The organism is Lysobacter sp. CFH 32150, assembly GCF_022758295.1.
GTDB lineage: Bacteria > Pseudomonadota > Gammaproteobacteria > Xanthomonadales > Xanthomonadaceae > CFH-32150.
This window is the reverse complement of record NZ_JALDWJ010000010.1, coordinates 68,385-82,593: the sequence shown is the minus strand read 5'-3', so window position 1 is coordinate 82,593 and position 14,209 is coordinate 68,385. Positions and strand designations below refer to the sequence as shown.

Sequence of the window (14,209 nt, the reverse complement as noted above, 5' to 3'; positions counted from 1 at the left end):
CCGCTCATGGGCGCTATGGGGCTGCGCGCGAAAAAATCCTGATCACCGAGTCCAGATGCGTGCGCATCGCGCGCCGTGCCGCTTGCGGATCGCGCGCACGCAAGGCGTCGACGATGGCCTGGTGCTCGCGTTCGGAGCGATGCGGCATGTCGCGCGTGGTGTAGAGCTCCTGTAGCCGCTGGAACATCGCGCCGTACTGGTGGCCGAGCAGGTGGCGGATCAACAACGCATAAGCGGGATTGCCGCTGGCTTCGGCGATACGGATGTGCAGCAGGCGATCGCCGGGATGGGTGGTCGAACCTTCGCGGTTGTCGGCGATATTGCGCTCGTACGCGGTCACGATCCCGGCGAGTTCGGCTTCGGTGGCGTGTTCGGCGGCCAGTGCCGCCGCTTCCGGCTCGACCAACCGGCGTGCCTGCAACAACGCGAATGGCGGCACTTCGGCGTCGAAGTCCGCGGCCAGCGCGAGTTCCGGATCGAGTGGCCATGGCGTACGTCGCACCGCTTCGTCGAGCACGTGGCGACTATTGTCCGGCGCGGCGGCAGGCTTCTGCACGATCACGCCGTCGCCGACGCGGACCTTGACCAGGCCGAGCACTTCGAGGGCGATCAATGCTTCGCGCACTGAAGTACGACTGACGCCGCACTGTTTCGACAACTCGCGCTCGGTCGGCAGGTAGCTGCCCGGCGGATACTCGCCGCTGTCGATCAGCATGCGCAGCTGGTCCGCGATCTGTTGGTAAAGCCGGCGGTTCTGGACGGTCTGGATGGGCATGCGCTGTGCGATCGGGTGGTGCCCGTGAGTCGATCGCAGTATAGCCAGCCGCCTAGACGCGCAACGCCGCCGCCTCGCGCGCGAGTTGGGTGATGCCGGCCCAGTCGCCCTTGGCAACCCGTTCGCCAGGCGTCAGCCAGGAGCCGCCGACTGCGATCACATTGGCCAAGGCGAGGTAGTCGCGTGCGTTGTGCAGGCCGATGCCACCAGTGGCGCAATAGCGCAGTTCTGGCAGTGGACCTGCCAGCGCGCGCAATGCAGCGACGCCACCGCTGGATTCGGCGGGGAAGAACTTGAGGTAGCGATAACCATGTGCGAGTAGGGTCATCGCCTCGCTTGCGGTGGCGGCACCGGGCAGCCACGGCAAGGCGCTGTCCCGTGCCGCGGCGAGCAAGTCCGCTGACGCTCCGGGCGACACCGCGAAGCGTGCACCCGCGCGTTCGGCTGCGAGCAAGTGTTCTGGCGCCAGCACGGTGCCGACGCCAACCACGGCGCCTTCGACTTCTGCTGCAACCGCACGGACCGCATCCAACGCGGCGGGCGTACGCAACGTGATTTCGATCGCGCAGATGCCACCGGCGACGAGCGCGCGCGCGAGCGGCACTGCATGGGCGGCATTGTCGATCACCACCACCGGCACGACCGGCGCCAGGGTCAGGTACCGGGTGAGCGCCTGTTGCTTGTCTTCCATGCCCGTCATCGTTCGACTCCAAAAATGCCCGCGCCAACGTCCGCTGCGCCCACCGCGTTGCGGAAGACGGCGAACAGTTCGCGGCCGAGGCCGCTGTGATGCGTCGTGAGGTCCACCTGCGCATGTTCGCGCGCCGCCCACTCGTCCGCATCGACGAGTGCATTGAGCGTGCCTTCCACCGCGTCCAGGCGGACGATGTCGCCGTCGCGCAGCTTCGCCAGCGGTCCGCCGCGGGCGGCTTCGGGGCTGGCATGCATCGCGGCCGGCACGCGTCCGGATGCGCCGGACATGCGACCGTCGGTGACGAGCGCCACGCGGTGGCCGTGGTTCTGCAACACGGACAGCAGCGGCGTGAGTTGATGCAACTCGGGCATGCCGTTCGCGTGCGGGCCCTGGAAGCGGACCACCACCACGACGTCGCGTCCGAGCTCGCCATTGTCGAACGCGTGCTTCACTTCCGACTGTTCGGCGAATACGCGGCACGGTGCTTCGATCGTCCAGCGATCCTCCGGGACCGCCGATACCTTGATCGCCGCGCTGCCGAGATTGCCGGCGAGCACGCGCAGGCCGCCATCGGCACGGAACGGTTCCGCGACCGGACGCAACACGTTGGTGTCGGCGCTGGTGGCGGTCGACGGCACGTAGGCGAGTTGGCCATCGCCGTCCACGCGGGCTTCGACGCGATAACGCGCCAGGCCCGGCCCGGCGATGGTTTCGACATCGCCATGGACGAGGCCGGCATCGAGCAGCTCGCCGATCAGGAATGCCAAACCGCCGGCGGCATGGAAATGGTTCACGTCGGCGCTGCCGTTCGGATACACGCGGGCCAGCAACGGCACCGCGCGCGACAAGGCGTCGAAGTCTTCCAGCCGCAGTTCGATCCCGGCGGCAGCGGCGATCGCGATCAGGTGCAACAGATGGTTGGTCGAACCGCCGGTGGCGTGCAGGCCGACCACGCCGTTGACGATCGCGCGTTCGTCGATGATGCGGCCGATGGGACGGTAATCGTCGCCGAGTGCGGTGATCGCGGCGGCGCGATGCGCGGCCGCTTTGGTCAGCACGTCGCGCAGCGGCGTGTTCGGATGGACGAAGCTGCTGCCGGGCAGGTGCAGGCCCATCAGCTCCATCAGCATCTGGTTGGAGTTCGCAGTGCCGTAGAACGTGCAGGTACCGGGACCGTGATAGCTCTGCGCTTCGGCCTCGAGCAGTTCTTCGCGCGTCGCCTTGCCTTCGGCATAGCGCTGGCGGACGTGCGACTTCTCGTCGTTGGTCATGCCCGATGTCATCGGGCCGCCCGGCACGAAGATCGCCGGCAGATGGCCGAAGCTGAGTGCACCGATCAGCAACCCCGGCACGATCTTGTCGCACACGCCGAGGTACAGCGCGGCATCGAACATGTCGTGCGACAGCGCGATCGCCGTCGACAGCGCAATCACGTCGCGCGAGAACAACGACAACTCCATGCCTGCGCGCCCCTGGGTGACGCCGTCGCACATCGCCGGCACGCCGCCGGCGACTTGCGCGGTGGCGCCGACTTCGCGCGCGGCCTGCCGCAGCAGTTCGGGGAAACGCTCGAGCGGCTGGTGCGCCGAGAGCATGTCGTTGTAGGCGTTGACGATGCCGAGGTTGGGCGCGATGCCGCCGCGCAGCGCGGCCTTGTCACCGGCCGCGCAAGCGGCGAAGCCGTGCGCGAGGTTGCCGCAGGACAGGCGCCGCCGATGCGGGTCGCGATCGGCAGCGGCGTCGATGCGGGCGAGATAGGCCGTGCGTCGCGGGCGGCTGCGCTCGACGATGCGTTCGGTGACAGCGGCGATGACGGGATGCAGGGACATGACAGCTTCTCTCAAGGATGCTCCGCTCAAGGGCACCAGTAGGCGATCAGTGGTGATCGCGTCTGCGTCAACACGGCACGAATCGGGTATTGCACGCCGACATCATCGCCGCATAGTGCGCGTTCCAGCACGTCGAGTTTTGATTCGCCTTCGATATGCAGGTACAGCGCGCGCGCATCGATCAGCCGTGACAGGCTCAGGCTGATGCGTGGCTCGCCTGCGCTGGCCGCGCGCATGCTGACCACCGTGGCACAGGCGTGCGGATCGAGCGCGGCTTCAAGCCGATCGCCGTCGGCGAAGAACGAGGCGGTGTGGCCGTCCGTGCCCATGCCAAGGACCACGGCATCGAATGGCGGCAATGCGGAGATCCGCGCCTCGATTTCAGGCACGGCTTCCTCCGGGGTCGCCGCGCCGTTGTACAGCGAGACGATCCGTGCCGCCGCGGCCGGCTGGCCGTGCAGCGCGGCCCGCAACGCGCCTTCGTTCGAGCGCGGATGCGCGAGCGGCACCCAGCGTTCGTCGACCAGGGTGATGGTGACCTGCGTCCATTCCAGCGGCTGCCGCGCCAATTCGCGCAGCAATGCTTTCGGCGTCTTGCCGCCGGAAACCGCGAGCACGGCCTGTTCCCGCAGGTGCAACGCCGACTGCAGTTTGGCCGCGACCGTCCGCGCGAGCGCCGTGGCCAAGGCGTCTGGCGACAGGAATTCGCGCAGCTCGATGCAACGCGATGGCGTAGCGAGGCTCGCGTTCACAGCGTGTCCTCGTGCCAGGTGCGGCCATCGCGTTCGATCAGCGCGACCGCGGCGCTCGGGCCCCAGGAACCTGCGGTGTAGGGCTTGGGCGCTTCGCGAATGTCCTTCCAGGCGGACAGGATGGGGTCGATCCAGCGCCACGCCGCTTCGACTTCATCGCGACGCATGAACAAGGTCGGGTTGCCGCGCACGACGTCCATCAGCAGGCGCTCGTAGGCTTCCGGCTGATGACCGCCGAAGGCCTCGGCGAAGCTCATGTCGAGCGGGACATGGCGCAGGCGCAAACCGCCGGGGCCGGGTTCCTTCAGCATCAGGCCGAGCTTGACGCCCTCGTCGGGCTGCAGTCGCAGGACCAACTGGTTCGGCGTGATCCGGCCGGCGCTTTCGTCGAAGATCGAATGCGGTACTTCGCGGAACGTCACCACGATTTCCGACACGCGTTCGGCCAAACGCTTGCCGGTGCGCAGATAGAACGGCACGCCGGCCCAGCGCCAGTTGTCGACTTCGACCTTGAGCGCCACGAAGGTCTCGGTGCGCGAATCGCGGTTGCCGAGTTCGTCGAGATAACCGGCGACCGCCTTGCCGCTGGCGGCGCCGGCGCGGTACTGGCCGCGCACCGTTGCCACGGCCGCGTTGTCGCCCGTGATCGGACGCAGCGCACGCAGCACTTTCAACTTCTCGTCGCGCACGGCATCGGCGTGCAGTGCCGCCGGCGGTTCCATCGCGACCATGCACAGCAGCTGCAGCAAGTGGTTCTGCACCATGTCGCGCAGCGCACCGGCGCCGTCGTAGTAGGACGCGCGCTGTTCGAGGCCGACGGTTTCGGCCACGGTGATCTGCACGTGGTCGATGCGGCCGGCATTCCACAACGGCTCGAACAGTGCGTTGGCGAAGCGCAGCGCGAGCAGGTTCTGCACCGTCTCTTTGCCGAGGTAGTGGTCGATGCGGAAGATCTGGTTTTCGGTGAACGCGCTGCCGACGGCGTCGTTGATCGCCGCGGCGCTGGTGAGGTCGTGGCCGATGGGCTTTTCCAGCACCACGCGTGCGTTGCCACCGTTCAGACCGGTATCGCGCAGGTGCTTGCAGATGGCGACGAACAGTTGCGGGCTGGTCGACAGGTAGAACACCCGCACGCGCGCCTCGCCGTGCGCGAGCAATTCCGCGGCCAGCTCCGCCCAGCCGGCGTCGCCGGTGGCATCGATGGTCCGATAGGCAACCAACTCGAGGAAGGACGCGATGCGCGCTTGCAGCACCGGGTCGTCGCCGACTGCGCGCGCCAGCGCCGCGCCGACCGTGGCGCGGTAACTCGTATCGGATTCGGCTTGGCGGGCCACGCCGTAGATACGGCTGTCGTGGCTGATCTGGCCGTCGGCATAACGCCGCAGCAGGGCCGGGAGCAGTTTCCGCAGGGCCAGGTCGCCGGTGCCGCCGAAGATGACGAGGTCGAAGGGTGCAACAGGGGCTAGGTGCGCGGTCACGAGGAGGGCCTCAGGGTCACTAATACCAGTGAGATACCATAGGAGTGCATAGGCCGCATACTACGCCCGAGATCGTGATAAATTCAACCATGTGCCCTGCATTCGATTGCATAACTGGTATCTGACTGGTATCTTTTGAAACCATGCTAAGTGCGCTCTCCGCCGAATACCAACGCCTGGCCGCCGAGGCTGGCCTGCGCGTGGTTGCCTACCGCTGCCTCGGCCAGGCATTGCGGTCGCTCATCGACAGCGGCCGGCTGGCGCCGGGGCAGGCGTTGCCCAGCGAACGCGACCTGGCGCAGGAGCTGGGCTTGTCCCGGGTTACGGTGCGGCGGGCGCTGGCCGACCTGGTCGAGGACGGCCTGCTGGTGCAGCGCCACGGCGCCGGCAGCTTCGTGGCCGAACGCATCGTCAAGTCGTTCTCGCGCCTGACCAGCTTCAGCGACGACCTGCGCGAGCGCGGACTCAATCCACGTTCGCTGTTCTTCGAACGCAGCATCGGCGAGGTCACCCCGGACGAGGCGATGGCGCTGAACTTGTCGCCCGGCAGTGGCGTGGTGCGTCTGTATCGGTTGCGTTATGGCGGCGAGCAGCCGCTGGCGATCGAACGCAGCGTCGTGCCGCATGCGTTGTTGCCGGATCCGAATGCCGTCGAGGATTCACTGTACGAAGCGCTCGGTCGCTACGGCCATCGTCCGCGCCGCGCATTGCAGCACCTGCGCGCGGTGGCGTTCGACGCCGACCAGGCGCGCCTGTTGCAACTACCGCCGCACAGCCCGGGATTGCTGATCGAACGCCGCGCCTTCCTCGGCGACGGCCGCGTGGTCGAGTACACCCGTTCCTTCTACCGCGGCGACGCCTACGACTTCGTCGCCGAACTGCAGAGCGAATAAGCACCCATGCCATCACAGCACACCTCATCACTGCCGGCCGCCACCGACACCCTGATGTTCCGCGAAGCGGCCGAAGCCGCCGATGCGATCGCCGCGCAGTTCGCGCATAACGCCGACGTGGTCGCGGCGCTGGGTGAACGTCTGCGCCGCACGCCGCCGCGCTTCGTCGTCACCTGCGCACGCGGCAGTTCCGACCACGCCGCCACTTACGGCAAGTACCTGTTCGAAACCCGGCTCGGTTTCGTCACCGCTTCGGCGTCGCCGTCGGTCGGTTCGGTGTATGCGGCGCAGCAGCATCTCGATGGCGCGTTGTATGTGCTGATCTCGCAATCGGGGAAAAGTCCCGACCTGCTGCGCAATGCGGAAGCCGCGCGTGCCGCCGGTGCCCATGTGGTCGCGCTGGTGAATGCCGAAGACTCGCCGCTGGCGGCGTTGGCCGACACCGTGCTGCCGCTTCGCGCCGGGCCCGAGCGCAGCGTCGCTGCAACCAAAAGTTATCTGTGCTCGTTGGCGGCGCTGCTGCAACTCGCCGCGCATTGGCGCGGGGATGCACAGTTGCTCGAGGCGCTGTCGCGCTTGCCGCAGGCCCTGCGCCAGGCGTGGCAGGCGAATTGGTCGCCGCTGGTAGATGGGCTTGTCGATGCGCGCAACCTGTTCGTGCTCGGCCGCGGCCTCGGCCTGGGTGCCGCGCAGGAGATGGCGCTCAAGCTCAAGGAAACCTGCGGCCTGCATGCCGAGGCGTACAGCTCGGCCGAGGTCAAGCACGGGCCGATGGCGATCATCGGCCCCGGATTCCCGTTGCTGTGCCTGGCGCAACCGGACGAAACCGGTGCCGGCACGCGCGCGGTCGCGGATGAATTCCGCAGCCGTGGCGCCAATGTCTGGCTGGCCGATGCGGCGGGCGAATTGCCGTTGGTGGATGCGCCGGATCCGGCCTGCGCACCGCTGCTGGCGGTGCAGAGCTTCTACCGCGCGGTGAATGCACTGGCGCTGCGCCGCGGCCACAATCCGGACCTGCCGCCGCATCTCAACAAGGTCACGGAAACGGTGTGATGGACGCTCCGAACAACCGCCGTGCCCTGGTCAATGGCCGCGTGCTCACCACGCACGGATTCGAATCCGATGTCGCGGTGCTGATCGAAGGCGACATCATCATCGCGGTGCAACCGGCATCGATGCCTCACGATGGTTTCGAGGCGGTCGACCTGCGCGAACGGGCCCTCGTTCCCGGCTTCATCGACACCCAGGTCAACGGCGGCGGCGACGTACTGTTCAACGACGCGCCGACCGTCGATGGCATCCGCCGCATCGCCGAAGCGCATCGTCGCTACGGCACTACGGGCCTGATGCCGACCTTGATCAGCGACGACGTCGTGGTCATGCAGCAGGCCATCGCCGCGGTACGCGACGCGATCGCGCAGGGCGTGCCGGGCGTGCTCGGCATCCACCTCGAAGGGCCGTACCTGGCACCCGCACGCAAAGGCGTGCACGCGGTGGAGAAATTCCATACGCCCGATGCCGGCGAACTCGACCTGATCGCTTCGCTCGACAACGGCAAGACGCTGCTGACGATCGCGCCCGAACGTTTCAATCCCGACGCGCTGCGAGCCCTCGTCGCACGCGGCGTGATCCTCAGTGCCGGCCACACGGCCGCCAGTTACGAACAATTGCGCGATGCCTTCGCCGCGGGCGTCACCGGCGTCACCCATCTGTTCAACGCCATGCAACCGCTGCAAAGCCGCGAGCCCGGCGGTGTCGGCGCCGCACTCGACGACCCGAACAGCTGGTGCGGCCTGATCGTCGATGGCTTCCACGTACATCCTGCTGCGATCCGCATCGCGGTCGCTGCCAAATCCCGCGGCAAGATGATGCTGGTCACCGATGCGATGCCGCCGGTCGGCGGAGTGCGCACCGAGTTCGAACTCTATGGCCAGCCGATGCAGTGCAGCGACGGTCGCTGCAGCACCCCCGATGGCGTCCTCGCCGGCTCAGCCCTCGACATGGCCAGCGCCGTGCGCAACACCGTCGCCCTTGGCTTGCCGTTGGACGAAGCGTGCCGCATGGCCGCGACCTATCCCGCCGATTTCCTCGGCCTCGGCCACACGCATGGCCGCATCGCCCCCGGTTGTCGCGCCGACCTGGTCGAGCTGGATGCCGCGCTCGAGGTTCGTGCCACGTGGATCGCCGGAGCGCGATTGCCCGCCTAAGAGCGCGCGCCGGGGTCGGCAGTCCGGGGCAAGTGGTTGACCCTTGTTAACTTTTTGTTGCGGTGCGTCATGCAACGCGTCCTGCGGTGTGTTTTATTGGATCGATCCAGTCGGGGAGGAGATCGATCTATTTGGATTGGTCTGCCGGAAATTTGGATCGATCTTTAGCCTGAAATTTAGATCGATCTAATACTGGAGCTGCAGTACGCGTATCCGCCGAAGACCACCAACTCGAGAACGCCGTAATGACCAACTCCCAGTTCCATCGCAATGCGTTAGCCAGCGCACTCGCGCTAGTGCTGTTCGCGCCGATCGCAGCGCAAGCGCAAGCTCAAACCACGCCTGCGAATCAGTCGGAAGAGCAGAGGCTTGATGAGCTGACGCCGGACGAGCAGGCAGCAAAAGACAACACCGCGAAGAAGCCAACCAACACGCTGGATACCGTCGTCGTCACCGGTTCGCGCATCAAGCGCGCCGAGATCGAAGGCCCGGCGCCGGTGACCGTCATCACTGGCGAGCAGATGAAGAAGGAAGGCTTCGCGACGGTCTATGACGCTCTGCAGACGCTCACCGAAGCGATCGGCAACGTGCAGAACGACTACGACTGGGGCCAGACCAGCGTCAATGCCTATCCGTTGAACCTGCGCAACCTCGGCCCCGGCCGCAGCCTGCTACTGATCAACGGCCACCGGGTTGCGGATTACCCGATGCCCTATCAGGGCAAGAGCAACTTCGCCAACTACAACAACATCCCGACCGGCATCGTCGACCGCATTGAAGTGCTGTCGGGCAGCGCGTCGGCCATCTACGGTTCCGACGCGATGGCCGGCGTAGTCAACGTCGTCCTGAAGGAGCATGCCGAAGGCCAGACGGTGCGCGTCAAGTACGGCGAAGCCACCCGTGGTGGCCGCGAGAACCTGGACCTGGTGTTCTCGGGCGGCGTGTCCGGCGAGAAGTGGAACCTGGTCTACAACCTGCAGCACTTCGACCGCGGCGTGCTGCTGGCGAAGGAACGTCCGTTCATGGACGGCGAGGAAGACAAGCACTTCGACACCTGGAATCCGGGTGAGCGCGCGCTCGGCGTCGCGCCCCTGCGCCCGTACCCGGGCAACTACGTGCGCGACCAGGACAACGGCGGCAGGCGCATGACGCCCCCGGCTGGCGCCTGCGACCAGTACGGTGACCTCATGTACCTCGCCGAACGCTGGGCCTACGACCGCAATACCGGCGTCGCCACCTCCACCGGCCAGTACTGCGCCCAGCGTGTGTTCCAGAACTGGGCACTGCGTACGGGTAGCGAAGACAACTCCGGTTACCTCTACGGCACCTACAACTTCACCGACGACCTGCAAGGCTGGGCCAGCCTGGGCGTGTGGAAGTCCACGGGCGACTTCAATACCTTCCTCGACGGATTCGCCAGCGGCACGTTCTTCGATCCGACCGTAAACAACGGCGCCGGCGGTAACCGCTTCATCCTGAAGCACATCACCCCGCAGGAATGGGGCGGTGAGGACAAGCTGCTGACCAAATCGCGCGAGCTGGCGGTGGATTTCAGCACCGGCCTGCGCGGCACGATGATCGACGATCGCTTCGACTGGGAAGCGATGGTCGGCCGTGCCGAGTACGAAGTGAAGGAAAGCTTCCCGACGTACAACCAGGGCGACATGTTCGACTTCTTCATGGGGCCGGACCTCGGTGGCGGCACCTACGCGCCGGACTACAACAAGGTGTGGAATCCGCTTTCGCCTGACGATGTCGCACGATTCACCGACCGTGGCCACAAAAAGGCACGCTCCTGGCTGACCCAGGCCAGTTTCACCGTGAATGGCGACCTCTTCGAAGGCTGGGCCGGACCGATCGGCTTCGCCGGCGTGCTCGAGGCCAGCAAACAGGGCTACCGGTTGACGCCGGATCCCAAGATCCTCAACCAGGACGAGGACGGCTGGTATACCCCGTTCGGCAACATCGAACAGGGTGGCGGCGAGCGCAAGCATTACGCAGCGGGCGTCGAATTCCGGGTGCCGCTGCTCAAGAAGCTGACCATGAGCGCCGCCACGCGTTACGACAAGTACGACGCGGTGCGCGACGGCGCGAAGAATACCTACCAGCTGGGCCTGGAGTGGCGTCCGGCCGACAGCTTGCTGGTGCGCGGCAGCTACGGCACCGCGTTCCGCGCGCCGGACATGCATTACACCTATGCACTACCAAGCTCGGGCATTTCGGATTTCACCGACTACCTCGCCTGCGCCCAGGGTGGCTGGCCGAACCAGCAGTGCCCGCGCGACACCTTCAAGATCGAGGACGCGACCGTCAACCGCGGTGGCACGCCGGACCTGAAGTACGAAGAGGGTGAGTCCTATACCGTCGGCTTTGTCTGGGACGCCTTCACCAACTTCTCGGTCTCGGCGGACTATTGGGACGTCAGCATCGAGAACCTGATCGACGACATTTCGGAGGAGCAGCTGCTGCGCGACGAAGCCTATTGCCAGGCGAACGGCTTCTCCCCGGATGGCTCGGTCCGTGCGGTTCCGCCGACTGCGGAGTGGTGCGCCGAGGTGGCCCGCCGGATCCAGCGGACGCCCGGAGTGCCTGGCAGCGTGGCGGGTTCCGTCTCCATCGGCATCAATCCGATCAATCGTGCCGAAACCCAGGTCAGTGGCGTGGATGTCACCGCACGGTACCGGTTGCCCGCAACGCAGCTGGGCGACTGGAGCTTCGGTCTCAACTACACCAACATGCTGACCTACAAGTCGCGTGGATTCCCGACCGAGGAGCTGAAAAACACGCGCAAGGAGAAGAACCCGCGCACCAAGATCACCGCCAGCGTGAACTGGATCAAGGACGACTGGAACGCGACGCTGATGATGTACCAGAAGTCCGGTGGTCGCGATAACCGCTGGGGCGGGTGCGAACCATTGTCGGACGGCTTCTCGGACCACACGCGCATCAACGATACGACCTGCCAGGACACCGACCCGAACAGTCCCACCTTCGGCGAGACCTCGGCCCGCCACTATGAGCGCCGCGCCCCCCGCCGTTACTTCAACGGCAGCGTGGGCTACCAGTTCAACGAGGCGTGGCGGTTCAACCTGTACGTGAGCAACATCTTCGACAAGATCTACGGCGACAAGTGGTGCGGCGACTTCGCCTACTGCGTCGATGATCCGGTCGGCCGTGAAATTTCAGCGGAGATCGTCTACAAGTTCGACTGATCCTTGGTTCGCATTTTCAGGGAATATTGAGAGGGCCCGGCTTCGGCCGGGCCCTTCTCCATGCAGGCCGGTGATTGGCGACGAGAGGTCGCAGGGTCGCAATGACAGGAGGCGGGCTTTGTTGTATCCCAGGATTGTCGCAGCGCTGTTGGCCGCTCTGCTTTTGCCATGCCTGCAAGGGCCGGCGAATGCGCACTCGCTGATTCCGAAGCCGCAACACATCGAAACACGCGAGGGCACGTTTGCGCTCGACGCACAGGTGTCGCTGCACGCGCCCGCCGATGCGCGCTCGCAAGAGATCGCCAGGTTCCTGCATGAGGCGATCATGCAGCAGACCGGCATTGCGCTTGCCGAAACAGGCAAGGGCCGTCGCATCGAACTGCGCCTCGATCGCGCAGTGGCAGGCGAGGAAGCCTACCGGCTGGAAGTTGCGCCGAAGCGGATCACCGTCGCCGCATCGACGCACAAGGGTCTGTTCTGGGGCGTGCAAACGTTGCGGCAGCTGCTGCCGTTGCAACGCGCAAACACGATGACGATCCCCGCCATCCGCATCGAAGACGCGCCGGAGTTCGGCTATCGAGGCCACATGTTCGATGTCGGCCGACATTTCTTTCCGGTCGACTTCCTGAAGCAGCAGATCGATCTGCTGAGCTATTACAAGTTCAACACGTTCCGCTGGCACCTGACCGAAGACCAGGGTTGGCGCATCGAGATCAAGAAATACCCGAAGCTCACGGAAGTCGGCGCGTGGCGCACCGAAGCCGACGGCTCACGATACGGCGGGTTCTACACGCAGGAACAAATCCGCGACGTGGTCGAATACGCACGGCTGCGCAACATCATGGTGATCCCGGAGATCGAGATGCCGGGGCATTCGAGCGCGGCGATCGCGGCGTATCCGTTCCTGTCCTGCCATAAACAGCAGATCGACGTGCCGCCATTCTGGGGCGTGCACAAGGACATCTACTGCGCCGGTGACGAGACCACGTTCGCGTTCCTGCAGGACGTGCTCGACGAAGTGATCGCGCTGTTCCCTGCGCCGTACTTCCATATCGGCGGCGACGAAGTACCGAAGGACCAATGGCAGGCCTGCGCGTCGTGCCAGCAGCGCATCCGCGACGAAGGCCTGAAGGACGAGCACGAGTTGCAGAGCTGGTTCGTCAAGCGCATCCAGCGTTACCTCGCCGGCAAGGGCAAGACCCTCATGGGCTGGGACGAGATCCTCGAGGGTGGCGCCGACCGGAACGCGATCATCGAGGTCTGGCGCGGCGACGCCGAAGGCGCCAAGGCGCTGGCGAATGGCAACCGTGTCGTCAGTGCGGGGCCGTACTACTTCGATTCATCGCTCAGCAAGCTCAAGCTGGAAGACGTCTATCGCACTGAGATCGTGGGCGGGGACCCAGACAGCGGCGCCGACCCCGCAATCTTCGCCAGGCACCGCGCCCAGGTCCTCGGTGCCGAAGCGCCGCTTTGGACCGAACACATCACCATGCTCAACGCGCAGGCGATGTCGTTCCCGCGATTGCAGGCGTTGGCGGAATCGTTGTGGAACCACGATGGCCGCGACTACGCCGACTTCTGGCAGCGCCTGCAGGCCCATTACCCGCTGATGGATGCGTGGAAGGTCGCGTATGGACCGGAAGACAAAGATGTCGTCGCCTACTCCCTTGCCTGGAGCCCCGAACGCCAGCGTTGGCAGATGCGCGCGGAGCGCGGCTTCGACGACCTCGTCGTGCACTACACGCTCGATGGCAGCGAGCCGGACGATGCATCGGCTTCATTCACCGACCTGCTCGAACTCGAGCAGTCGGGCGTGGTGAAGGTCGTGCCGTTCCGCCGCGGCCGGCAATACGCAGCCACGCGCGCTTATGCGCTGACGTCGCACCTCGCGCTGGGCAGCACCGTGAGCTACACGGTGGCACCGTCGCCGACGTATTCGGGCGCTGGCGCGCTGGCGCAGGTCGATGGGCTGACCGGCAGCGACAACTTCCGGGATGGCGTCTGGCTCGGCTGGGATGACGGCGATCTCGCCGCGACCGTCGACCTGCAACAGGACACCCGGTTCCAGTCGCTGAGCCTGCGCTTCCTGCAGGACAGCCGCTCTTGGATCCTGCTGCCGAAGAGGGTGCGGATGTCCGCTTCATCCGATGGCGTGCACTGGCGGTCGTTGCAGGCGACGCCGATCGAAGCCGATCCGCTCGACCCCGCGCCGGCCATCCGTACTATTGAATTCACCTCGAGGAAGCCGCTGCGCGCACGCTACCTGCGCGTCGAGGCCGATCGCTACGGCCTGTTGCCTGTCGGCCATGCCGCTGCGGGCAAACAAGCCTGGCTCTTCGCCGACGAGATCATCGTCAAGTAACCACGCC

The 14,209-nt window shown here is 65.8% G+C and carries 10 protein-coding genes; 5 read left to right on the top strand and 5 right to left on the bottom strand.

Going from position 1 to position 14,209, the window contains the following annotated elements; all coding sequences use genetic code 11:
* Window positions 1-13: 13 nt before the first annotated feature.
* From MO486_RS14335 to zwf, 5 genes are read right to left on the bottom strand one after another with little or no spacing between them, the layout of a single operon-like run.
* Window positions 14-775 (bottom strand): FadR/GntR family transcriptional regulator, encoded by a 762-nt coding sequence (locus tag MO486_RS14335; RefSeq protein WP_242909168.1) that lies wholly within the window; start codon window positions 773-775, stop codon window positions 14-16.
* 52 nt (window positions 776-827) lie between these two features.
* Window positions 828-1,475 (bottom strand): bifunctional 4-hydroxy-2-oxoglutarate aldolase/2-dehydro-3-deoxy-phosphogluconate aldolase, encoded by a 648-nt coding sequence (locus tag MO486_RS14330; RefSeq protein ID WP_305037378.1) that lies wholly within the window; start codon window positions 1,473-1,475, stop codon window positions 828-830.
* Window positions 1,472-3,298 carry a phosphogluconate dehydratase gene (gene edd, locus MO486_RS14325; RefSeq protein ID WP_242909166.1) on the bottom strand — a complete coding sequence of 609 codons (1,827 nt, stop codon included), beginning with the start codon at window positions 3,296-3,298 and terminating at the stop codon, window positions 1,472-1,474. Before edd ends, MO486_RS14330 begins: the two co-directional genes overlap by 4 nt.
* 26 nt (window positions 3,299-3,324) lie before the next feature.
* Window positions 3,325-4,050, bottom strand: coding sequence for a 6-phosphogluconolactonase (gene pgl / locus MO486_RS14320; protein ID WP_242909148.1), 726 nt, complete (start codon window positions 4,048-4,050; stop codon window positions 3,325-3,327).
* Complete coding sequence (gene zwf / locus MO486_RS14315; RefSeq protein WP_242909145.1) at window positions 4,047-5,528, bottom strand: glucose-6-phosphate dehydrogenase; 1,482 nt, start codon at window positions 5,526-5,528, stop codon at window positions 4,047-4,049. The genes pgl and zwf overlap by 4 nt, the downstream gene beginning before the upstream one ends.
* Before the next feature lie 143 nt (window positions 5,529-5,671).
* Here zwf and MO486_RS14310 point away from each other — a divergent pair, with 143 nt between their 5' ends.
* From MO486_RS14310 to MO486_RS14290, 5 genes are all read left to right on the top strand, one after another.
* Entirely contained in the window at window positions 5,672-6,421 is a 750-nt protein-coding gene (locus tag MO486_RS14310) for a GntR family transcriptional regulator (RefSeq protein ID WP_242909143.1), read from the top strand.
* Window positions 6,422-6,427: 6 nt separating this feature from the next.
* On the top strand, window positions 6,428-7,474 hold the full coding sequence (locus tag MO486_RS14305; protein WP_242909141.1) for an SIS domain-containing protein: 1,047 nt from the start codon (window positions 6,428-6,430) through the stop codon (window positions 7,472-7,474).
* The gene (gene nagA / locus MO486_RS14300) at window positions 7,474-8,628 is read left to right on the top strand and encodes an N-acetylglucosamine-6-phosphate deacetylase (RefSeq protein ID WP_242909139.1); all 1,155 of its coding nucleotides are present in this window, start codon (window positions 7,474-7,476) and stop codon (window positions 8,626-8,628) included. The genes MO486_RS14305 and nagA overlap by 1 nt, the downstream gene beginning before the upstream one ends.
* Before the next feature lie 245 nt (window positions 8,629-8,873).
* Complete coding sequence (locus tag MO486_RS14295) at window positions 8,874-11,840, top strand: TonB-dependent receptor (RefSeq protein ID WP_242909137.1); 2,967 nt, start codon at window positions 8,874-8,876, stop codon at window positions 11,838-11,840.
* A 148-nt stretch (window positions 11,841-11,988) separates the two neighbouring features.
* Window positions 11,989-14,202 (top strand): family 20 glycosylhydrolase, encoded by a 2,214-nt coding sequence (locus tag MO486_RS14290; RefSeq protein WP_242909135.1) that lies wholly within the window; start codon window positions 11,989-11,991, stop codon window positions 14,200-14,202.
* The last annotated feature ends 7 nt before the right edge of the window (window positions 14,203-14,209 follow it).